18 protein-coding genes and 1 tRNA gene are annotated in these 21,170 nt (G+C 67.5%); 14 read left to right on the forward strand and 5 right to left on the reverse strand.

Annotated elements, in window-relative coordinates:
• Window positions 1-1,095: 1,095 nt before the first annotated feature.
• Window positions 1,096-1,407 carry a WhiB family transcriptional regulator gene (locus E1287_RS33890; protein ID WP_131969361.1) on the reverse strand — a complete coding sequence of 104 codons (312 nt, stop codon included), beginning with the start codon at window positions 1,405-1,407 and terminating at the stop codon, window positions 1,096-1,098.
• Window positions 1,408-1,761: 354 nt separating this feature from the next.
• Here E1287_RS33890 and E1287_RS33895 point away from each other — a divergent pair, with 354 nt between their 5' ends.
• Entirely contained in the window at window positions 1,762-4,065 is a 2,304-nt protein-coding gene (locus tag E1287_RS33895; RefSeq protein ID WP_131969362.1) for a transglycosylase domain-containing protein, read from the forward strand.
• 194 nt (window positions 4,066-4,259) lie between these two features.
• Here E1287_RS33895 and E1287_RS33900 read toward each other — a convergent pair whose 3' ends face one another.
• Complete coding sequence (locus E1287_RS33900) at window positions 4,260-4,712, reverse strand: GatB/YqeY domain-containing protein (protein ID WP_207934627.1); 453 nt, start codon at window positions 4,710-4,712, stop codon at window positions 4,260-4,262.
• Window positions 4,713-4,782: 70 nt separating this feature from the next.
• On the opposite strand from E1287_RS33900, the gene E1287_RS33905 reads away from it, so the two are divergent.
• The 5 genes from E1287_RS33905 to E1287_RS33930 all read left to right on the forward strand — a co-directional run bounded on the left by E1287_RS33905 (window position 4,783) and on the right by E1287_RS33930 (window position 9,244).
• A complete protein-coding gene (locus E1287_RS33905) occupies window positions 4,783-5,688 on the forward strand; it encodes a metallophosphoesterase (protein ID WP_131969364.1) in 906 nt (301 codons plus the stop codon).
• Window positions 5,688-6,287 (forward strand): class I SAM-dependent methyltransferase, encoded by a 600-nt coding sequence (locus E1287_RS33910; protein WP_131969365.1) that lies wholly within the window; start codon window positions 5,688-5,690, stop codon window positions 6,285-6,287. Before E1287_RS33905 ends, E1287_RS33910 begins: the two co-directional genes overlap by 1 nt.
• Window positions 6,288-6,363: 76 nt before the next feature.
• A tRNA-Pro gene (locus tag E1287_RS33915) sits at window positions 6,364-6,437 on the forward strand.
• 761 nt (window positions 6,438-7,198) lie between these two features.
• Window positions 7,199-7,798 carry an abortive infection system antitoxin AbiGi family protein gene (locus tag E1287_RS33920; protein ID WP_165969328.1) on the forward strand — a complete coding sequence of 200 codons (600 nt, stop codon included), beginning with the start codon at window positions 7,199-7,201 and terminating at the stop codon, window positions 7,796-7,798.
• 270 nt (window positions 7,799-8,068) lie between these two features.
• Window positions 8,069-9,244 carry an HNH endonuclease signature motif containing protein gene (locus tag E1287_RS33930; protein WP_207934628.1) on the forward strand — a complete coding sequence of 392 codons (1,176 nt, stop codon included), beginning with the start codon at window positions 8,069-8,071 and terminating at the stop codon, window positions 9,242-9,244.
• A gap of 514 nt (window positions 9,245-9,758) precedes the next feature.
• Here E1287_RS33930 and E1287_RS33935 read toward each other — a convergent pair.
• Window positions 9,759-10,148, reverse strand: a complete 390-nt coding sequence (locus E1287_RS33935) for an ATP-binding protein (RefSeq protein WP_131969367.1) — start codon at window positions 10,146-10,148, stop codon at window positions 9,759-9,761.
• A 141-nt stretch (window positions 10,149-10,289) separates the two neighbouring features.
• On the opposite strand from E1287_RS33935, the gene E1287_RS33940 reads away from it, so the two are divergent.
• From E1287_RS33940 to E1287_RS33960, 5 genes are all read left to right on the forward strand, one after another.
• Window positions 10,290-11,099: a helix-turn-helix transcriptional regulator gene (locus tag E1287_RS33940; RefSeq protein ID WP_131969368.1), complete on the forward strand. Its 810-nt coding sequence runs from the start codon at window positions 10,290-10,292 to the stop codon at window positions 11,097-11,099.
• Window positions 11,090-11,278, forward strand: a complete 189-nt coding sequence (locus E1287_RS33945; RefSeq protein ID WP_131969369.1) for a DUF397 domain-containing protein — start codon at window positions 11,090-11,092, stop codon at window positions 11,276-11,278. Before E1287_RS33940 ends, E1287_RS33945 begins: the two co-directional genes overlap by 10 nt.
• 442 nt (window positions 11,279-11,720) lie before the next feature.
• Window positions 11,721-12,194 carry a hypothetical protein gene (locus E1287_RS33950; RefSeq protein ID WP_131969370.1) on the forward strand — a complete coding sequence of 158 codons (474 nt, stop codon included), beginning with the start codon at window positions 11,721-11,723 and terminating at the stop codon, window positions 12,192-12,194.
• Window positions 12,195-12,386: 192 nt separating this feature from the next.
• Window positions 12,387-13,607 (forward strand): hypothetical protein, encoded by a 1,221-nt coding sequence (locus tag E1287_RS33955; RefSeq protein WP_131969371.1) that lies wholly within the window; start codon window positions 12,387-12,389, stop codon window positions 13,605-13,607.
• Between the two features lie 101 nt (window positions 13,608-13,708).
• The gene (locus E1287_RS33960; RefSeq protein WP_131969372.1) at window positions 13,709-14,203 is read left to right on the forward strand and encodes a hypothetical protein; all 495 of its coding nucleotides are present in this window, start codon (window positions 13,709-13,711) and stop codon (window positions 14,201-14,203) included.
• A gap of 239 nt (window positions 14,204-14,442) precedes the next feature.
• On the opposite strand, the gene E1287_RS33965 is transcribed toward E1287_RS33960, so the two are convergent.
• Window positions 14,443-14,838 (reverse strand): DUF1801 domain-containing protein, encoded by a 396-nt coding sequence (locus tag E1287_RS33965; protein ID WP_207934629.1) that lies wholly within the window; start codon window positions 14,836-14,838, stop codon window positions 14,443-14,445.
• A gap of 650 nt (window positions 14,839-15,488) precedes the next feature.
• Window positions 15,489-16,364, reverse strand: coding sequence for an alpha/beta hydrolase (locus E1287_RS33970; RefSeq protein WP_131969373.1), 876 nt, complete (start codon window positions 16,362-16,364; stop codon window positions 15,489-15,491).
• A 58-nt stretch (window positions 16,365-16,422) separates the two neighbouring features.
• Here E1287_RS33970 and E1287_RS33975 point away from each other — a divergent pair, with 58 nt between their 5' ends.
• From E1287_RS33975 to E1287_RS33985, 3 genes are all read left to right on the forward strand, one after another.
• Window positions 16,423-18,381, forward strand: coding sequence for a BTAD domain-containing putative transcriptional regulator (locus E1287_RS33975; protein WP_131969374.1), 1,959 nt, complete (start codon window positions 16,423-16,425; stop codon window positions 18,379-18,381).
• A 327-nt stretch (window positions 18,382-18,708) separates the two neighbouring features.
• Window positions 18,709-20,367, forward strand: coding sequence for a catalase (locus E1287_RS33980; RefSeq protein ID WP_131969375.1), 1,659 nt, complete (start codon window positions 18,709-18,711; stop codon window positions 20,365-20,367).
• Window positions 20,368-20,879: 512 nt separating this feature from the next.
• Entirely contained in the window at window positions 20,880-21,152 is a 273-nt protein-coding gene (locus E1287_RS33985; protein ID WP_207934630.1) for a hypothetical protein, read from the forward strand.
• Window positions 21,153-21,170 lie beyond the last annotated feature (18 nt).

Here is a 21,170-nt window from a genome sequence, read left to right on the forward strand (position 1 = left end):
GGGCGGCACAGCGGTGGGGCGCGGCAAAGCGGGGGCGCGTCGTAGTGCGGTGCGACGCAATGAGGCGCGGCGCGACGCGGCGGTTGCAGCACAGCGCAGAGCAATGAGGCGCAGTGCGGTGCGGCACGGGGCGGAGTGCGGCGCGGCTCGTCGCAGCACAGTGCGGCGGAGTGCGGGCGGCACAGCATGGCGCGGCGCTGCGGCACGGCAGTGCGCCACGGCGGGACGGCAGTGCGGCAGTGCGGCAGTGCATAGTCCGGTGCGGCGCGGCGTAGTGCGGCGTAGCACGGCGCAGCAAGGCGGACTGCGGCGTAGTGCCGGGCGGCGGGCCGGGGGCGTAGTGCCGCGCGGGCGGTCGGCGTAGTGCGGTGGGCCTGCGAGGGCGTTGCGGGCGAAGTGGCGGGGGCGGTGGTGGTGATGATGTCGGAAGCGCTGAAATCGCCAGCGTGGGCGCGCCTTCGTTGCACGCGCAGCGGTGTGGCGAGTGGTGCGTCACTGTGCGGCGCGGCTGCGGGCCGAGCAGGACGGGCGTCGTCGTGCGGGAGGTGGTGTTAGGCGGGTGAGGGTTGTGGTGGCGGGTCGTGCCCAGGCCGGCTTGTTGCCCGCCAGCGTCCTGCGAACGGGATCCGGGACCGATGAGCGGCGGCGGGCGCATCGCACGGCGCTTGGTCGTCGTGAGCAGGCATGGCACCGTTCACCGCTTCGTCTTCCTCGTCCGAGGTTGGGTTATGAGGGGTTTGACCTGCGGAGATGAATGGTGGTGGGTGATCGTGCGAATGGGGTTCGTGGTCGGGGCGGGGGCTCGGCGGATCGGTTGGATCCCGTGGTGGGCGTGGTCCTACGGATTTGGTCGCGCGATCAGGTGGTCGCGGATTGGCGGACGGGCGCGCGATCACAGCGGAACGTCCACACCCGGCAGGACGAGCGGGCCGAGCCGCTCGTAAGACGATCAGGAGCGTGCTGACAGGCCCGCACCCATCAAGGTGCGGGCCTGCCACAACGCTTTATTCGGCCGTGCTGGTTCTTGAAACTCTGCCGTACGGGCCGCTCCCACGCCCGTGTGACAGCTGGACGATCGCCTTCCGGCGGATCGGGTCAGCTGGCGACGAGTTCCTGCTCGTCAATGTCGACCGACCGCTCGTACTCCTCCTTCGCGGTCTCCAGCAGGTCGCGCCACGATCGCACGTCCGGCCGCCGGCGCAGCAGTGCACGGCGCTCACGCTCGGTCATACCGCCCCAGACACCGAATTCGATCCGGTTGTCGAGGGCGTCGGCGAGGCACTCCGTGCGCACCGGACAACCGCGGCAGATCATCTTGGCCCGGTTCTGCGCCGCTCCCTGCACGAACAGGGCGTCCGGATCCGCGTTACGGCAGGCGGCGCGGGCGGTCCAATCCGTGATCCACATCTTGGCCCCACTCCCCTAGGGTCTGTGTGTCGATTTGCGCTCCTTGGCCGGACGGGCGCGGACGTCAGGCCGCCAAACGAAAGCCGTGGGGAAGAACTTACGGAAGCGAGGGACGTTTCAACAGCCCCCGATGGGCCCATTCTCGATATAGCCCACCAGGGCCATATCACCGGAACGGACTAGTTACCTGTAGTTGACGCGCCAGACACGGCGCGGGTTGTCATCTTGAGGGCATAACGGACGAACGTCCCGGGCATCCCCAGGCCCGGATGGTACGGCTACGGGAGCCCTGTCCCGAATGCACTGGTCATCCCGCGTACTCTAGACCCCGTGCGCGTTGCGAATACTGATCGGATGAAGGCGGCGTCGACGCTGTTCAGGCTCCTCGGCGCCGGGATCGTCGCGGGCGTCCTCGTCGCGTTCATCGCGCTGCCCGCGGTCGGCAGCGCCGGGCTGACCGCGCGCGACGCCGCGAACAACTTCGAGGACATGGACAGCCATCTGAAGACGACACCACCGTCCGAGAAGACGGTGGTGTACGACTCCGGCGGCAAGCAGATTGCGACGTTCTTCGACAAGTACCGCGAGTCCGTCCGGCTCGACCAGGTCGCGCCCATCATGCGGCAATCGATCATCGACATCGAGGACTCGCGCTTCTACGAGCACGGCGCACTCGACCTGAAGGGCACCATTCGCGCACTGGCGTCCAACGTGGAGTCCGAGCAGACGCAGGGCGGCTCGACCCTCACCCAGCAGTACGTCAAGAACCTCCTAGTCGACGCGGCCAAATCGCCGGAGGAGTACCGCGAGGCCACCGCACCCACGGTCGGACGCAAGCTCCGCGAACTCCGCTACGCGCTCGACATCGAGAAGCGCATGTCGAAGGACCAGATCCTTGAGGGCTACCTCAACATCTCGTACTTCGGCGCCGGCGCTTACGGCGTCCAGGCCGCGGCCAAGCGGTACTTCAGCGTGCCGGCCTCCGAACTGACCCTCGGCCAGGCCGCGCTGCTCTCAGGCATCACGCAAAACCCGACCGCCTACGACCCCATCCGCAACCCGACGGACGCGCGTAAGCGGCGCGACGTCGTCCTCTACCGGATGGCGCAGCTCGGGCACATCACCAAGGCCCAGGCGGACGAGGAGGCCAAGAAGCCCATCGAGCTGAACCGCACCGACCCGGTCGGCGGCTGCGAGTCCAGCACGGTGCCGTACTTCTGCGAATACGTGAAGTACGACCTGCTGAACATCCTCTCGGACGGCAAGTACTGGCAGCTCGACCCGAAGGAGCAGCAGAACGTCGTCAACAAGCTCAACCGGGGCGGATACACGATCCGGACCACTCTCGACATGCGGAAGCAGCGCGCCGTCGACAGGGCGCTGCGTTCGACCGTCCCGCCCGGGGGCAACCGCGTCGCCGCAGAGGCGATGGTGGAGCCCGGCACCGGCAAGGTCAGGGCGATCGGACTGAGCAAGCGGTTCGGCCCCGGCAAGGGCAAGACGACCATCAACCTCCCGGCCGACTCGGCGCACGGCGGCGGCAACGGCGTGTCCGCGGGCTCGACGTTCAAGATCTTCACGCTGGCCGCCGCGATCGATCAGGGCATCCCGGTCAGCACGACGATCAACTCGCCTGAGACGACGACCATCGGCGGCTTCCAGCCGTGCAAGTACACCGGGATGTACCAGGGCAAGAAGGTCAAGGACGCGATGATCGGCGGCGGCCACTGGACGGTCTCCAACGCCGGCGACAGCGAATCGGGCAACTTCAACCTCAAGACCGGCACCTGGCACTCGGTCAACACCTTCTACGCGCATCTGGAGAAGCGCGTCGGCGTCTGCAACGCGGTCAAGATGGCCGAGAAGTTCGGCATGAAGCAGGGCAACGGGAACCCGCTGCTGCCGATCGCGTCCCAGGTCCTCGGTGTCAACGACGTCGACATGGTGCACCTCGCCGCCGCCTACGCCGGATTCGCCGCCCGCGGCAAGTACTGCGCGCCGGTCTCGGTGACGGAGGTCGTCGACCCCGAGGGCAAGCAGGTCAAGCTGCCCAAGCAGAACTGCCACCAGGCCCTCGACGTCGACGTCGCCGACAAGGTCAACTCGATCCTGCAGGGCGTCCTCAGCAAGGGGACGGCGGCGGGACGCGGCATCGGCCGTCCGGCCGCGGGCAAGACCGGCACCTGTGAAAGCCACTCCTGCGCCGTGTTCGCCGGCTTCACGCCGAACCTCGCCGCCGCCACCGCCTACTGGGACTTCCGAGGCCCCTGGCAGTACAAAGTGTACGGCGTGTACGGCGCGGGGATTCCCGGCGGCATCTGGCAACAGAGCATGCGGAGCGCGCTCGCCGGAGACCCCGCGCCCGGCTTCCGGACCCCGACCCGCGACTTCGGCGACTCCACCCGCGTCCCGCAGGTGAAGGGCGCGACGGTCGCCGCCGCCACCGCCGCGCTCAGAGGCGCCGACCTGCAGGCCCGCGTGGCGCCCGCGTCCATCCGCTCGAACCAGCCGAAGGGCACGGTCGTCTCCACCTCACCGTCCGCCGGCAGCCAAGTCCCGCCGGGAACCACCGTCATCCTCTACGTGAGCAACGGCAAGGGCCGCGGCGGAGGCAACACCGGCCCAGGCGACGGCTGGCCCCCCTGGGGCGGCGACTAACCCCTCACCCGCACTCTGGGACGGCCCTCTCACGCCCCCATGGGCCGACGACCAATGGCCCCCACGGCCCTCTCCGGACGGCTCGCCCACGACGCTCGGCCGCTTGGACAACTCGCCCGCGCCCCCTGCGGGCGGCGGCCGACGGCTCGCCCACAGTCCCTCGCCGCCGGACGGCTTCGCCCGCGCGCCCTTCGCTACTGGGCGAGTTGGCGCTTGACCTCGGCGGCGACGCGTCCGCCCTCGGCGCGTCCCGCCACCTTGGGGTTCACGACCTTCATGACCTGGCCCATCGCACGCGGACCGGCCGCACCGGTCTCGGCGATCGCGTCCGCGACCAGCGCCGTCAGCTCCTCATCGCCGAGCTGGGACGGGAGGTAGTCCTCCAGCACCTCGCCCTCGTCCCGCTCCGCCTGGGCCTGCTTCTCACGCCCGGCGTCACCGAACGCGGCCGCCGCCTCGCGCCGCTTCTTCGCCTCCCTGGTGAGCACGCGGACGACGTCGTCGTCGGACAACTCGCGCGACTGCTTGCCGGCGACCTCCTCGTTCTTCACCGCGGTCAGCGCCATCCGCAGGGTGCGGGTGCGCACCTCGTCACGCGCCTTCATCGCGGCCGAAAGATCGGTCTCCAGCTTCTCCTTCAAGGTCATGCACCACATCATGCCCGTACCGCACCGGAAGCCTCATCGGGATTACCACGCGGTGCAATTCTCTGGAAGCATGGGAGGCGTGCGAAAGTTCTACGCCGTGCCCCTGGCACTCCTGGGCGCGGGCGCCGCGACCTTCGGGTACGCCTCGGTGATCGAGCGGAACTGGTTCCGCCTCCGCCGCATCGACGTGCCCGTGCTGCCGCCGGGCCGCCCGCCGGTGAAGATCCTGCACATCTCCGACGCGCACCTCACGCCCGGTCGGTCCCGCCTGATCAGCTGGGTCCGTTCGCTGGACGCCCTGGAGCCGGACCTTGTCGTCAACACCGGTGACTCCATCTCGCACCGCGACACGATCGGTCCCTTCCTGGACGCGCTAGGCCCCCTCCTCGACCGTCCAGGCGTCTTCGTCTACGGCTCCAACGACCTCTTCTCCCCGATCTTCAAGAACCCCCTTCGCTACATCTGGCGGACCAGCAAGTCCGACTACGACCGGCATCGCCGCGAGCCCGACCTCCCGTACCGCGAGCTCGGCTCGTCCCTGCAGGCCGCCGGCTGGCTAGACCTCAACAACCGCATCGGCCGTCTCAAGGTCGGCGAGCTGGACGTCGAGTTCGGCGGCATCGACGACTCGCACATCAACCGCGACCACTACGACAAGATCGCCGGTCCGGTCGACCCGCAGGCGGACGTCCACCTCGGCGTCATGCACTCCCCCGAACCCCGCAACCTCGACCGCTTCACCGCCGACGGCTACGACCTCCTGCTCGCCGGCCACACCCACGGCGGCCAGGTCTGCGTCCCCTTCTACGGTGCCCTCGCCACCAACTGCGGCATCGACCGTCCCCGCGTGAAGGGCCTGCACCGGCACCGCGGCTCCTGGCTCCACGTCTCCGCCGGCCTCGGCACGTCCCCCAAGGCCCCCATGCGCTTCTGCTGCCCGCCCGAGGCATCCCTTCTCACCCTCGTCCCCCGCTGATGGACCTGCGCGACCGCTGGAAGACCGACCGCTTCTCGGCCGCGCTCTACGACTTCGCCGTCCAGAACCGCCCCCTCTCCCGCCTGGGCGCCCGGGTCCTCTGGAACTACGACATCACACACCTCCGACAATCCATCGCCGCCGCACCCGCCGACGCCCTCACCCTCGACATCCCCTGCGGCGGCGGCCTCGCCGTCCGCGACAACCCCCGCCACGTGGCCGCCGACCTCTCCTGGACGATGCTCACCCGCGCCCGCCGCAAGACGAAGACCCTCCTCCAGGCAGACATCTACGCCCTCCCCTTCGCAGACTCCACCTTCGACCTCTGCCTCACCTACAACGGCCTCCACTGCCTCCCCGACCCGGCCGCCGCCCTGCGCGAACTGACCCGCGTCCTCCGCCCAGGCGGCACCCTCCGCGGCACAACCCTCGTCCGCGGCACATCCCGCGACTTCCTCTACAAACTCATGAAGCGCCTAGGCGCCTTCGGCCCCTCCGGCACCACCGCCGACCTCCACGACTGGCTGACCTCCGCCGGCCTGACCTCCATCGCGCTCACCCCGTCCGGCGCCGTGACCGGCTTCACCGCCCGTAAATAGGGGACGCACCACCCCCCGCCATCCGCTAAGGTGTACTAGGCGCCGGGAGCCCGTACGACTCCCGGGCAGCCACCACCGGGGTGTAGCGCAGCTTGGCAGCGCGCTTCGTTCGGGACGAAGAGGTCGTGGGTTCAAATCCCGCCACCCCGACACAGAATCGCCAGGTCAGAGGCCGGATCTCCACATCAGGAGACCGGCCTCGAGATCTTTTATCCGCCATACGACCGCGAACCCGGCCATCCGTCCCCCACCGGCACGGAGAAGCCAGCACCCCGTTCGTCCAGCGTTCAACACGAGCCCGTCACCGCTGGCCAGCCGCTTGTGACACAGGACGCCACCCAGCGCTACCAGCCGATCCAGCATGGCCACCTCACCGCGGCCGCAGACAAGTCCGTCCACGACGGGCGGCAACTTCCCGAGCTCGTTCCTCCTCGCGGGGTGCCGGACGTGAACCCTGACCTCAGCATGCTCGTCCGGTCAGCCGGCGGCGTCCGCGGCTGGCTGCCGCATGACCTTGCCAACCCGCCTCCACCGCTCTCCCACTCCACCATCTCCCATGCCGGTCTATTTCAGCGTTACGCGTTCACGGCGCATCGTCGGTTCACTGCGTGAACTGCAACGGGTTCGTGGCCGCGGCCGCACCAGGCGGTGCTTGACAGGCTGAGGGCGCCGATGGGCTGGCGACATGCCGTTAAAAGGTTACCTAGTCGCTATCTCATGCTGCCCGAATCTTTCGGTCAAGTGCAGTCATATGGGATCATTTGCACGGCTGGTAGACGATAAGGGAAGGAGCCGTCGATACACGTGTGCGAGGAATCGATAGGCACCCTGGCCACATTGTCCTGGCGCGTCGCACTGTTCGGTCTCGCCTGATGGCGCTCGGTTTCCGAGGTAACGACGAGTGGCGGGACATGTCGGAGTATCTGGTCCATCTCACGAACCAGGCCGCCTTTCAGCGAATACTCACGGACGGGGAGCTCCGAGCCTCTCGCAAGCCTTTCGGCGCCGCACGCCACGTCCGCGATGTGGAGATCGCACAGCAGTCGGTCTGCCTCAGCGAGATTCCGCTCGACTATCTCTCCCGTCTAGTCGACCGGCGTGGTCAGTTCGGAGTCGGTTACGCCAAACGTGCCGTGGCGATGGCCGGTGGCGCCCCCGTCTGGTATCTGCGCAAGGACTCGCCCGTAGCGGACGAGTTCAAACGCTTGGTGGAAAATGCACGCGGGGACGATGGATCGCCCACAAGTCAGAACGATCCTGTCTGGAACCTCACCCCGTACATCGACTTCCCCGGCCCCTATTGGGATACCGAGTACGAGTTCGAGTGGGAGAGAGAGTGGAGGATCGAGGGGCTCAAGGTGAATACAGACGAGGTGCGGTTCCTATTCGCACCCGAGCGGCATCACCATGAGACGGCTCGTCTCTGGTCCGGGGGACCGACTCCCGCGATGATCGATACCACATGGCCAATGGACCGGATCCAGGACGTACTGGCCAAGCGAGCTCTATAGGTAACGGCCTCGCTCCCTCTCCAGGTGCCGGAGTCTGGGGACGCCCATCAAAGTCAGCGGCGCGGGCTCCCGCACCGCAAACTCGACCGTCTTCCATTCAAAGGTCGCGCTTCGAAACCGTCACAACGCTGAAAGGACCTGCCCTCCTGGCACGTGATCCCGCCTGCCCGGCGCACGCGGCTTAGCGTACGAGCGTGCGCGCTTCCGGCGCCCGCCCAGGCCAGAGGGCCAAGTGGGGGATGCTTCTTATGTCGGGCATATCCTTCTCGCATGGATTTGTCGGAGATCACGCGTGAGGCGGTCCTCGATGTGATCGGCGAGTGTGATCAGCTCGGTCGTGGCCGGTTCCTTGAGCGCTACGGCTTCGAACCGGCTCGTCGGTACTTCCTCCGTCACGACGGTGTCCTCTACGACTCCAAGGCCATCGTCGGTGTGGCCCACCGTTTCGTGACGGGTCGGCCGCTCGCCGCCGACCAGTTCTCCGGGGGGCGTGAGACGGTCGGCCGGCTCCTCGACCGCCTGGGTTTCGAGGTGGTCGTCGATGAGCCGGCCGCGCCGCGACGGCGTCTCGTCCAGGTCCTTGAGTCGCTGCGCGGCGCCAAGACCCCTGATGGGCCCGCCCGACATCAGCCCATAACGCTCCTCTGGGCGATGGGCAGAGCGGCTGGCCACCGTCCGCGCCTGGTTTTCTGGCGGGACGCCAATACCGAACTACGTGGGCTCATGCGTGAGTACGGACAACCCAGCTCAAGACCGACCCCGGAATTTCCCATCCTCGCGCTGACACGTACGGATGTTTGGGAGCTGCAAGGCCACGTGGGGGGCATTCCCCCGGCGCATGGCGAGCCGATGGCCTGGCTGGACGAGCAGAATCCGAGCTTCGGGCTCGCCACGTGGGCCTATGAGCTCATCGCATCCGATGAATCAGCGCGGAGTGAGGCCATCGCGATCCTCGGCAGACGATTTTTCAACGGCAGCCTTCCTGAAGCACTGCTGGGGGAGGTCGGACTGCGTCAGTTGAAACGCGGTGACACACCGTCGGCCCAGGACTGGAGCCCGCTGGAAGCGTACCTACGTCTATGTCAGACGGTGGAGGCAGCGGAGGCGCGTGGTGACCACGACCGGAGCACCGTGAGCGCCGCCCGCGAGCAGCCCGTGCGCTCTTCTGCTTCCGTCAAGGCCGTTCTGATCCGAAGCGGCGGCCGCTGCGAGAACCCGCTGTGCACCGGTCAGCCCAATGATGTGAACAAGGACGGGGAGCCAATTCTGGAGGTCGACCACGTCCACGATCGGGCGAAATGGGGCCGCGACCATCCGATCCAGATGATCGCACTCTGCCCCAACTGCCACGCCATCAAGACAAGGGGCCGAACGGGCGAGCAGCTAAGGGAACTCCTGCTCTTGGAAGCTCGGGCCAGGCACAGTACTTGGGTGAGCCAGGTCTGACCTCCCTCTCGACGGCTACCGAGTCGACGACGGGCGGTTGGGCCTATGGCTCCAGGGCGGGTCCGCTGCCGACGCGTCACCTGTCGATCGGGTTGACGTTCTCCTGGGCCACCCAGGACGTGCCCGATGGGCGCCCGCTACCGGCTGGAATGGCGGTACGACGCCTGCGACCAACGACACCTGATCAGCCACCCGAACCAGCACCGCCAGCCACCAGATGAAGTCGCCGACATCGCCTCGCCCGGGCCGACGCCGAGTCCGCTCATGCTCCTGAACCGCCGCGATGTCGACGCATTGTCCGAAGACCGACGAGTAGTACGAGGGCTGCCTGAGCTTCTTCGACGCGCGAAGCCCGGTGTCCCAGCCGTACCCGCTGGACGCTGCCCATGCTCCCGTGGAGGGGCGGTCGGTGGCTGCGGTCCCGCGGCCAAGTCGGGGGGCTTTGGCACGGGTGGTAGGGCGGGAGTGATGACGCGGAGGGACGGCCCCCTCCGGCCGCCCCTCCGCGTGGTCTTCACGAGTTGAGGACGGCGAAGACGACCTTGCCGACGTCCCCGGCCAGTGGGCGGGCGCCCCAGCATCGGGTGAACTGCTCCACGACGAACAGGCCACGGCCCGACTCGCCGTTGACGTCCGCGCTGATGATGCGCGGCATGACGCAGACGGAGTCCTGAACCTCCACCCACACCACGCCCCGGTCGGTCCGGCCGATGCGGAAGATCACCTCGTCGTCGGCCGCCGTCGCGTACCGGAGCGCGTTGGTGACCAGCTCGCTCGCGATCAGGCACGGGACGAAGTCGTCCACGTCCCAGCCGCCGGTCACCAGCCGCACGAACGTCCGTACCTCCGCCACCGCCCGCAGATCCCGCTTGACCACCATCTCGCTCTGCACCGCCTCGCCCATGATCTCTCCTCACCGTGTGTGGCGAACGGCACACATTTAGCAAGGTTTCTCAGTACGGTGGTGTTACCAAGCTTGCTTGGAAACGACAGGTGACAGGTCTGCCTTCTTGGCGAGATACCAAGGAGAGGAAATTTCACGATCATGCCCCCGCGACGTCAGCGCCCGAAGGAATCCCCTGCTCTGATCGCTTTCGGTGGACAGATGCGCCGGATGCGCGAGGCGAAGGGCATTACTCAGCAGTCCATCGCTGACCACACGAACATCAGCAAGGCTCAGGTGAGCCGCATCGAGAATGGCACCAGGCGCGCCACACGCTCATTCGTTGAGCAGGTTGACCGCCTCATCGGTGCGGACGGCGCGCTGATCAAGCTCTGGGAGGACCTGAACAGGAACGGCCACCCCGTGCCGGTCTGGTTCGACTGGCCCAAGATCGAGACTGACGCGGCGATGCTCGTTTCATGGGAACCCATGCTGATTGCGGGCCTCGTCCAGACTCCGGCCTACGCTTCAGCTCTCTTGCGCGGCAACGAGGAGGCGGTTGCGGCGCGGCTGAGCCGCCAAGAGATCCTTACGAGGAGCGAGGGACGCAACCCGCCGGAACTGGTGCTCTTGGTCGATGAGCAGGCGCTTCGTCGTCCGGTCGGCACGTCCGAGACGATGAGGGAGCAGCTTGATCACCTTCTGGACCTGAGCATGTTGCCCAACGTCACGGTTCAAGTAGTGTTGGAAAGCGGCGAGCACGACGGCAACATGGGCGCGTTCACCATTGCCACGATGGACGATCGAAGTGAGGTCGCGTACATCGAGACAGCGATCCACGCCATCACGACCGACGACCCAACGGACTTGTCCGTGTTGGCGCGTACTCTCAACGCCCTTCGTTCACGGACACTCACCGAAGAGATGTCGCGCGAGCTGATTAGAAAGGTGGTCCAGGAAAGATGGACCTGAGAAGCGCTAAATGGCGTAAGAGCACCTACACCGGCTCCAACGGAGGCAACTGCGTCGAGCTGGCGGACGCGGCCGGTGCGGTAGCGGTGCGGGACAGCAAGGACCCGGATGGGCCTGTCCTCCTGCTGACCCGCGCGGCCCTGCGGACGGCCGTCCAGTCCGCCGCCGAGACGCACTGACCGTCCAACCAAAACCGCCCCGGCGGAACCCCATTCGTTGAGTCGCGGCGGTCGTCCTGCCCTCGGCATGGCACGAACGACCCGCCGCAACCCGCAGGGTCGCAGCCTGTGCGCGTCCACCCATCCCAGCGGCGATCTCGGCCAACTGGATGCGCGCCCTGGATGTCCAGCCGTGCCATCTCCCACGTTCGGGAGGAAGCGCCACCGACCGCCGAGTGGTGCACGGCGACCTGCTTGGCGCTGCGAGCGTCGGTGCAAGTCCGCCGCGCATCGCTGGTCGCGTCTTCACCCGTCGATGGCCCCTGGCACCGCAGAACCCAGGTCATTTTGAATCTCAGCGCACGACGCCCTTCCGCCTCCCGATGAACCCCTCATGGCTGTCGGCGGCCGGTGTTAGGTTGGCCGCGCCTGCCGCCGCCGACATTCAGGGCGAGGGAGTCTTATGGTCGACGAGTACCCCGAGCTCCAGCTCCGTCTTCCGAAGGGCGGCCCTCTGGCGTACGGGCGATTGATGGACGAGCAGGGTACGAATGGCAGCCAGAAGTTCATGGTCCTTGCTGGTTCACCCGCTCGTGAAGACAGCGTTCCGTCGTTTCCTTGCGGAAGCCGTCCTCCCTACGCCGATGACGGAACTCGGCGCGCCGTCGCCGACGCCAAGTACAAGGCCGAAAAGCCCGAGGGCTTCCCGGACGCGGATCTCTGCCAGATGCCCGCCTACTGCACTGCCTTGCAGCTTTCGGACGGTCACCTCGTCTACGCGAAAGGCAATGCCCCGCACATCGCCCACCGCGTCCGGCACACCGGGATAACCATCCACCAGCACACCCTCGACCTCGACCAGCCGCCTGCCTCCTTGCTGGCCGAAGTCGGCACCCTGGCCCGGGCCTTGGAGCCGAGGGTGTCCAGCGCTCCGTAGCGCGGCTACGCATCCGGTGGCGGTCAGAGGATTTTATTCACCTCTGTGTGACTGTTGGACTACGCTTTGCTATCTATGGCCTCAGCTCATGTGATTCCTGACGACCTGCTTAGGCGTGCCATGGAACGGCAGCATCCAGGTCGGCTTCAACGGACGGGCATACCGGACGATGAGCCCGAATACCTCCCAGCGGTGCGGCTGCCGTCCGCCGCGGAGTTGCTCGCCGCGGCGCAGGAGTCCTACCTGCACACGATGGTGAGGGCACAGATCGACTGGGTGCGCGCCGGGCGTGAAGTCGATGCGGACGGACGTCCAGCCGATTGTCCCGCCTACCTTGAGACCATAGGCAAGCACCTGGCCCAGGACCCGGAGACAACCGATGGCGCCCTGCGGTTCTGGGACGTGATGGTCCGGACGGGCGTCCTACACGTGGACGCGTCCCGGTCGCTTGCGTGGCCTGGGCCCGGCGCGATTGCGCTCAAGGGTGGCGATGCCCAATCAGCCGTGGGCGCCTGGCGGGATTTCCTCATCGAGTATCTGGTCGCCTGCGGCGAGAAGGCAGAGGATGACCCGGACGTCCCGAAAGAATGCCCCGGCATCACCTTCATCGTCGACTTGTACGCCCACGGCGGGCCGGTGCCCGTGGACCGGCTCGCGTCGAACCTGGACGCCGGCGCGCCGACCATCATCGAGCTCCATAGCAACGCTCTCATCCATGCCGGGCTTGTGGAACGGCGCGGGCCGCTGGTGGGGGTCACCCCGCTGGGCAAGCTCGTGTGCCACACCCTCCTGCAGGAGGCTACGGGGATGACGATCCCCGTCCTCGGCTGTTACGCCGACGCCGATGCCGTGACACTCCTGAACGCTCTCGCCGCCTACCGGATGGAGCACATCGGTGACGAGGCGCAGGGCTGGGTCCACGCACGTTCGGTGGAGGCCGGCGTCGCGGAGATCGTCGCGGCGCTGCACGAGGTTGGCCCCTTCGCACGCCGCGCCGGGCTCGACCTGCTGGCGGGGACGTTCGGCGCGCAGTTCGGCCAGGAGGGCCGCAACGCCCTCGTCTCGCTCACCGCGGATCCGAAACTCGGGGCATTGGCGCATGGGCTCTTGACCCCCGAGGAGAAGCGGCAGGTGGACGAGCCGTCCCGCGCCGCCACAATGTGGGCGCTGGTTGATCTCGCCGAGATGAGCGCCGCCACGCGACCCTTCCCGGAGATGCTTCAAGAGTGCGGTTACGTCGGCCAACCCGCGGACAAGATGCCCAAGCTCGTCGACGGCCTTGCCGACACCGAGCATCCGTGGGCCGTCCACCTTCTGGACGCGATGATCGCTCACCATCCCGAGGCCGTCGTGGTCGAAGCCGCCCGCACCGCCCGGCGTCGTCTTCCCGGACCCGAGCGCGAACCCGCCTGACCGGCGCGGCCGCCGAGTCGGCGTAGCCGTCCGAACAGGTCCCGGTCACTACCTCGTGGTGGGAACACGCGTATTTGGTGGGGTCTGTAGGGTGGCGGGCCATGCATGAGATCGCCGGGATGGCCGGATTCTTGAGTGCTCACGGCGTCTGGAGCGTGTCTGAGGGGGAGACGCTGGTTCCCATGCTCGGTCATGAGGACGCGGACGGTCGACAAGGCATGGAGCGCCTGGTTCATGATGACCTCGGTGACGCTGTCAAAGCAGGTCAGGCGGCCTTGGAGGCGGGGCGGCCTGGCTGGGTTCGCGCGGTGCTCGTTGTCGACGCCTATCTGCACCTTGAGGTCGGACGGGTTGACGCGCTGATCGTAGGTGCCGTCGAGTATGTTCCGGGTCGGCGGTCTTTGAAGATGGCCATTCCTTACCGTCCGCAGCCGTCCTCGGAAGGCTTCGCTGTTTACCGGCCCAAATTCATCGACGTGACGGGTGTCGATGACCCTGACTATGCGGCATTGGCGGATGCCTTCTTCGCCGGTGTCGATTCCCATGAGCAGGCCGCGGCCACGTGGAACGCGCATCTCATCGATGAGTCGGTCTGACGCGTCGAACCGGTGAGAACGCGTTGTGGTGCGCGTTCACGACCGGGGAGTCGGCCATGTCAGATTCCGTCAAGCGCAATCCCTCTGGACTTTCCCTAGATCCACTGGCGCATCCGCTCCGCTGTCACATTCCCCGTCCGGAGAGCGGTCTGCCTGGTGGTGTCAGGCTTTGGCCGACGGCGCGGACGGGGACGCAGTGTAGGCCGTCTCGCCGCACCGCCCCGACGCCCCCTTTGGTGTCAGGCCTTCATCCAGCGACTGATGAGGGAAGCGAAAGCCTCTTCGTGAGCCGTGACGTCGGTGAGGTCCTTGAAGGTGACCATCGCACGATCGTTGGTCCGCCACTTCATGAGGCCGCTGTCGTCGTGGAAGGTGAACGGGATCTCGTCATCCTTCACCTTGGCACCGCGATGGAAGATGAGCTGTACGTCTTTGGATTTCAACTGGAAGGTCACGCGGTCGACACCGCCGTAGCAGAAGCTCGGCGCGTTCCACTTGACCTGCTCGGTGATCTGCGGGTCCACCTTCAGGATCGCCGTGCGCAGGTACTCGATCGCTTCCTTCTGCGGGTGGTCGAGCGTCTGCATGAGCCGATCGACCTCGGGATTCTGGTTCATCCCTCGATCTTCCTCCACTGCGCGACTCCTTTGGTCGGACGCATCGACACGAGATTGCCCGCATTTCCGCAGCTAGCACGTGGCCGTGTCGTGGTCAGGGCTGGCTAGGGCAGCGCTCCTGGCCGAGACCGCTGTGGGCGGGCAGTGAACCGGGACTGGTCCGGAAGTCTCTGCGCGGCGCTCGCGGTGGCGATGAGGGCCTGGCCGCCGGGTCGGGGACCCCTGCGGGTGCGTGTGCTCGCCTGTGCCCTGGTCATTCGGTCTTCATCGGCAACTTGAGGTGATGGTGGCGGTGGTCTGCGACGTCGCGCCGAACCGCGTCCAGGGGCGTTAGAACCCAGGGCACCCAACGGTTGATCTGCGGTCCCTCGGGTTCGGCGTTTACCGGAATCCCGAACAGTGGTGGCAGTCGGCTGAGTCCGGGGAGGTAGAGCATGTTCGGCTGAAACATGGCTGGGTGGTGGGGTTATTCGGAGGGCGTCCGGCTATGCGAAGTATGACGTGGAGATCGGACGGACGGGGATGGGCATGGTTCACCGGGGCGGACCTAGCAAGCCGCTCAACTGGGAGATGCCGTTGGGCCTCGCGGTGGCCGGGTTCCTTATCTTTCTGTGGGTATGGGCGGCCACGCAGGGTGGGCCGCCCTGGTAGCGGGGTGGTGCGTCCGTCTAGCGGGTTAGTAGGTGTTTGAGGGTCTTGGTGATTGCAACGGGGGACTCCTCGGCCATGTAGTGGCCGTAGGGGACGGTTTCGTGGTGGAGGTTCTTCGCCCAGGCTCCCCAGAGGGACTTGGCGTCGAAGCCTAGGGCGGCGCCCCAGTCTTGTTGGAGGACGGATACGGGCATGTGCAGTTGGTTGCCCGAGTCGCGGTCGGTCTGGTCGTGTTCTATGTCGATGCCTGCGGACGCGCGGTAGTCGGCGACGATCGACGGGATCGCGTTGCGGCAGGCGTCCAGGTAGGCGGTGCGGATGTCGGGCGGGATCGCGGACGGGTCGTTCGCCCAGAGGTCGAGGAAGTGGCCGAAGAAGGCGTCCGGGGCGGCGGCGATCAGCTGTTCGGGCAGGCCGGGCGGCTGGGCCATCAGGTAGAGGTGGAAGCCGACTGCGGCGGTGACGCCGTGCATCGCGTCCCACATGTCCAGGGTCGGCAGGACGTCCAGGCAGGCCAGGTGCGTGATCGTCGAGGGGTGGTCGAGGCCGGCGCGGAATGCGACCAACGCGCCGCGATCGTGGCCGGCCAGCGCGAAGTGGTCATGGCCTAGGGCGTGGGCCAGGGCGACGATGTCGGCGGCCATTGTGCGCTTGGAGTAATCGTCGGCGGGCTTGTCGCTGGCGCCGTATCCGCGCAGGTCAGGGCAGATCACGGTGTGGTCGGACGCGAGGGCGGCGGCGACGTGCCGCCACATCAGGTGGGTCTGCGGGAAGCCGTGGAGGAGGATGATCGGCGTGCCGGAGCCCGCGATGGCCGTGTTCAGGGAGACCCCGTCGGCGACCGGGATGCGGTGATAGTCGAAGCCGGGGATGGTCGGCGTGTATTTGTCCATGTCCCCAGGCTGCCGGGTGTGGATGAGCATCCGATGAGCGCGCTATAGCGTGGCTGGGGTGGGGGTCGTGTTCGGGGTGCTGGGGCCGGTGACGGCCTGGGACGCCTCCGGCAACGTGATCGCGTTGAGGGGGCCGAAGCATCGGGCTGTGCTCGCGCGGCTCATCGTGGCCAGGGGTCGGGTCGTTCCGGTGGGACGGCTGGTCGACGATCTTTGGGTTGATCCGCCAGGTGATGGGGTTGGTGCGGTTCGTACGTTTGTGGCGGCTTTGCGGCGGGGGTTGGAGCCTGATCGTCCGCCTCGGGCGCCTTCGCGGGTGCTGGTCACCGAGGGGCCGGGGTATGCGCTGCGGGTGGGGTTGGAAGCGGTTGATGCCTGGCGGTTCGAGGAGGTCGTGGGCTCGTCGCGTCCGGCCGGGGAGCTGGTCGAGAGGCTGGACGAGGCGTTGGGGTGGTGGCGTGGCCCCGCGTACGCCGAGTTCGCGGACGAGGGGTGGGCGCGGGCGGAGCGGTCCCGGCTCGCGGAGCTGCGGTTGCGGGCCGTCGAGCGGAGGGCGGAGGCGAAGCTGGATCTGGGACGGGCGGCCGAGGCCGTGCCGGACCTCGACGCCCACGTAACCGAGCATCCCTGGCGTGAGGACGGCTGGCGGCTGCTGGCTCTGGCCTTGTACCGCACCGGTCGGCAGCGGGACGCGCTCGCGGTGCTGCGACGGGCTCGGGCGTTGCTGGCCGAGCAGCTCGGGCTCGATCCCGGCCCCGCGTTGCGCCGGTTGGAGGAGGACATCCTCCGCCAGGCCGATCATGCGGAGCATGGGCAGGACGCGGCCGCACGCGTGTGGACGGAGGCGACCGCGGCCTACGACCGGGCTGTGGCGTCCGGGGCGCGGGCCCGGCTGGAGTCGACGGTGGGCATCCTGCGCGACCTCGCCGTGACGGGCGGCGGCGGGCTGGAGGCGGCGCGGGAGCAGCGGACGGCGACGATCGCGGCAGCCGAAGAGCTGGGCGACGCGGAGCTGACAGCGCGCGTGATCGGCGCGTACGACGTCCCGGCGATCTGGACGCGGTCGGACGATCCGCGCCAGGCGGCTGAAGTCGTGGCTGCGGCTGAACGTGCCCTCGGCGTCCTGCCTGCGGGGAGTGATGTGCTGCGGGCGCGGCTGCTGGGCACGGTCGCGTTGGAGTCGCGTGGCGACCGGTCGGGGCGGGGGCGCGAGGCGGCGCTCCAGGCGGAGCGGATCGCCCGTGGGCTGGACGATCCCGGGCTGCTGGCGTTCGTCCTCAACGGCGTCTATATGCAGACATTTCAGCGGGCTGGGCTGGCGCCGGAGCGGGACGCGATCGGCGCCGAGCTGGTCGCTTTGTCCGGACGGCATGGGTTGGTCACGTTCGAGGTGCTCGGGCATCTCGTCCGCGTCCAGGCGCGGAGTGCGCTCGGAGACTTCGCCGGAGCCGACCGGCACGCGATTGCCGCTGATGAGCTGGCTGCGCGTCATGAGCTTCCGCTGGTGAGCGTCTTCACCCAGTGGTACCGAGCGCTGCGCCTGGCCGCGTCCGGCGAGGCGACCGAGGCGACCGAGGCGGACTCCGCCTACCGCAACGCCATCGCACAGCTGGACGGCACCGGAATGCCCGGCCTTGAGAACGGATTGCCAGCCCTCGCCCGGCTTTGCCTGCGCGTCCAGCAGGGGCTCCCAGCACAAACCGACGAACACACCGGTTGGGGACCTTACGAACCGTGGGCCCGCCCCTCGGTGTCCCTGGCCCGCGGCCGGACGTCCGAAGCTGCGGCGGCCCTTCGGAAAACGCCAGAGCCGCCGCGCGATCTGCTGTTCGAGGCCATGTGGTGCCTCACCGCCCGGGCCGCCATTGCCGTGGACGACCGCGACCTGATGAGACGCGCACACAGCGAACTGGCCCCCGCAGCAGCAGAACTGGCAGGAGCCGGCAGCGGCCTGATCACCCTGGGCCCCGTCTCGCACTACCTGGACGACCTCAACGCCGCACTCGACCACCCTTAACGAGCGACAGCACCCCTGACCGCCCGTCCACACCCATGAATTCGGTGGGCGACCTTGACCGGCGTCAAGTTGGATGCCCTCCTGGCGCGCTCATCAGGGTGTGCTGGGCTGGTTGCTGGGCTTCTGGAGCCGTGACTGCCTGACGCCGCCGCCCGCATCACCACGCAGGTCACGCCGGGCACCCTCGCCGACGGTCGGCTTCCGCGGGCGTCGCCGGTGTTCGGGCGGCTCGGGCGACGGTGGGTTTACCTGGGGCGGACGTTGATTTGTCCTATTTCGGGTAGGGCCGCCAGGACTGCACTGAACCCACCGGGAGGAGAGGTCGTCGTGACGGACGTTTCGAGCACGGGAGCGCAGCCGGGGGACGAGCGTCCGGTGCTGACCAACCGGCAAGGCCATCCCGTCTACGACAACCAGAACCAGCGCACCGTGGGCGCCCGCGGGCCGGCCACGCTGGAGAACTACCAGTTCCTGGAGAAGATCAGCCATTTCGATCGGGAGCGCATTCCGGAGCGAGTCGTCCATGCGAGAGGCGTGACGGCGTACGGGTTCTTCGAGGCCTACGGGAAATGGGGCGACGAGCCGATCGCGACGTTCACCCGGGCCAAGCTGTTCCAGGAGCATGGGAAGCAGACGCCGATCGCATTGCGGTTCTCCACGGTCATCGGCGGACGCGACTCGGCCGAGACGGCACGCGACCCGCGCGGATTCGCCATCAAGTTCTACACTGAGGACGGCAACTGGGATCTCGTCGGGAACAACCTGGCGGTCTTCTTCATCCGCGACGCCATCAAGTTCCCGGACGTCATCCACGCCCTCAAACCGGACCCGGTGACATTCCGCCAGGAGCCGGCGCGCATCTTCGACTTCATGTCGCAGACGCCGGAGTCGATGCACATGCTCGTCAACCTCTTTAGCCCGCGCGGAATCCCGGCCGACTACCGGCACATGCAAGGTTTCGGCGTGAACACCTACAAGTGGGTGAACCAGGCCGGCGACACGAAGCTCGTCAAATACCACTGGATGCCGAAGCAGGGCGTGCGGAGCATGACGGAGGAGGACGCGGCAACCGTGCAGGGCCGCGACCTCGGGCATGCCACCAAGGATCTGCACGACGCCATCGACCGCGGCGACTTCCCGGAATGGGAACTGCTCGTCCAGATGATGGACGACCACGAGCATCCGGAGCTGGACTTCGATCCGCTCGACGACACCAAGGTCTGGCCCGAGGACCAGTTCCCGGCACTGCCGGTCGGCCGGATCGTCCTCGACCGCAACGTGGAGAACAACTTCGCCGAGAACGAGCAGATCTCGTTCGGCACGGGCGTCCTGGTGGACGGGCTCGACTTCTCCGACGACAAGATGCTCGTCGGGCGGACGTTCTCCTACAGCGACACCCAGCGTCACCGCGTGGGCCCGAATTACCTGCAGCTGCCCGTCAACCAGGCCAAGGGCACGGAGGTGCGGACGAACCAGCGCGACGGCCAGATGGCCTACTTCGTGGACACTCCCGGCGAGAACCCGCACGTGAATTACGAGCCGTCCATCACGGGCGGTCTTCGGGAAGGCCATTACCCGACGCACGACGAGCAGGGCCCGGAGATCCGGGGCCGGCTGACCCGCAAGCGCATTCCGCGGGCGAACGACTACAAGCAGGCCGGTCAGCGCTATCTGCTGATGCAGGACTGGGAGCGCGGCGATCTCGTCCGCAACTTCATCGAGCTGATCTCGCAGTGCGCGCGTCCCGTCCAGGAACGGATGATCTGGCACTTCCTGCTGGTCGAGGACGACCTCGGGCTGCGCGTCGGCGAGGGCCTCGGTATCGGCCCGGACGACGTCAAGCACCTCCAGCCACTGCCCGGTCAGGACCTCACGGACGAGGACAGGCAACGGCTGCAGAACCTCGGCAAGAACGGCTCACGTGACGTGGCCGGGTTGAAGATGACGCACTGCGTTCCGAACGAGAGGGCCGTCCACCAGTCCTAGTCCTCGGTGGTGAGGGTCTGGGCGCGCCACATGCCCTGAGTGACGGCCTGCGCTGCAGTGCCAAGCTGCGCTGGAGTGCCGGGCTGCGCTGGAGTGCCGGGCTGCGCTGAAGTGACTATCTGCGCCGACGTGATGGCATGCGCTGAATCGGCCGCATGTGCGTGGTGGTGCGGCGGTCGGCGAGCAACCTCGCGGGCGAGGGGACCGGCAGGACGACCGTGAACCCTGAGGGCGCACACTCAGGGTCGGTAAGGGTCATCCGACGGAGCGCGGCGAGCGAACTTCTTTCAGAGCCGCAGGTCAGCACCATGAACACACGCCCCACAACTATGGAACAAAGCGTTCCGTTCTGCTAGTATCAGGGTTGTGCAAAGGATCCGGACTACGGGTCTACCGGGGGATTACTCCACCGTGAATGGGGGTTTTCCCCTATGGCGATGAGTTTGCCGTACAGGCAGAGTCATATTCAGCAGCAGGGGGACGAGGCCCCCACCGCAGGAAGAAGGCACACGATGTCGAACACGCCGACCCTCACCTCGCTGAGCACCGCCGACCTGGCCGAGATCCTGTTCAGCTGCGGGCTGCAGGAATCCGACCACCCCTCCGCCGAGCAAGTCCGCAAGGCGATCGACGACCGCTTCGGCGCCTGTGGCGGCGACCGTACCGCCTGCGTCGCCGTCGTCGCCCAGGAAGCCGGCGACCACCCCGAGACCTACATCACGCGGATGCGCTGGGCCCTCTCCACCGTGTCCGAGGCGTACCGCGATCTCACCGCGGCCGCCTGACCGCCCCGGCCCCCCGGG

Origin of the sequence: Actinomadura sp. KC06 (genome assembly GCF_004348735.1) — a bacterium.
In the GTDB taxonomy this organism is placed as follows: domain Bacteria; phylum Actinomycetota; class Actinomycetes; order Streptosporangiales; family Streptosporangiaceae; genus Spirillospora.

What these genes read in the sequence shown, in the direction of transcription:
- E1287_RS33890 (WP_131969361.1), bottom strand. Translation starts at nt 1,407, where the DNA reads ATGTGGATCACGGATTGGACCGCCCGCGCCGCCTGCCGTAACGCGGAT.
- E1287_RS33895 (WP_131969362.1), top strand. Translation starts at nt 1,762, where the DNA reads ATGAAGGCGGCGTCGACGCTGTTCAGGCTCCTCGGCGCCGGGATCGTC.
- E1287_RS33900 (WP_207934627.1), bottom strand. Translation starts at nt 4,712, where the DNA reads ATGACCTTGAAGGAGAAGCTGGAGACCGATCTTTCGGCCGCGATGAAG.
- E1287_RS33905 (WP_131969364.1), top strand. Translation starts at nt 4,783, where the DNA reads ATGGGAGGCGTGCGAAAGTTCTACGCCGTGCCCCTGGCACTCCTGGGC.
- E1287_RS33910 (WP_131969365.1), top strand. Translation starts at nt 5,688, where the DNA reads ATGGACCTGCGCGACCGCTGGAAGACCGACCGCTTCTCGGCCGCGCTC.
- E1287_RS33920 (WP_165969328.1), top strand. Translation starts at nt 7,199, where the DNA reads ATGTCGGAGTATCTGGTCCATCTCACGAACCAGGCCGCCTTTCAGCGA.
- E1287_RS33930 (WP_207934628.1), top strand. Translation starts at nt 8,069, where the DNA reads ATGGATTTGTCGGAGATCACGCGTGAGGCGGTCCTCGATGTGATCGGC.
- E1287_RS33935 (WP_131969367.1), bottom strand. Translation starts at nt 10,148, where the DNA reads ATGGGCGAGGCGGTGCAGAGCGAGATGGTGGTCAAGCGGGATCTGCGG.
- E1287_RS33940 (WP_131969368.1), top strand. Translation starts at nt 10,290, where the DNA reads ATGCCCCCGCGACGTCAGCGCCCGAAGGAATCCCCTGCTCTGATCGCT.
- E1287_RS33945 (WP_131969369.1), top strand. Translation starts at nt 11,090, where the DNA reads ATGGACCTGAGAAGCGCTAAATGGCGTAAGAGCACCTACACCGGCTCC.
- E1287_RS33950 (WP_131969370.1), top strand. Translation starts at nt 11,721, where the DNA reads ATGGTCGACGAGTACCCCGAGCTCCAGCTCCGTCTTCCGAAGGGCGGC.
- E1287_RS33960 (WP_131969372.1), top strand. Translation starts at nt 13,709, where the DNA reads ATGCATGAGATCGCCGGGATGGCCGGATTCTTGAGTGCTCACGGCGTC.
- E1287_RS33970 (WP_131969373.1), bottom strand. Translation starts at nt 16,364, where the DNA reads ATGGACAAATACACGCCGACCATCCCCGGCTTCGACTATCACCGCATC.
- E1287_RS33985 (WP_207934630.1), top strand. Translation starts at nt 20,880, where the DNA reads ATGTCGAACACGCCGACCCTCACCTCGCTGAGCACCGCCGACCTGGCC.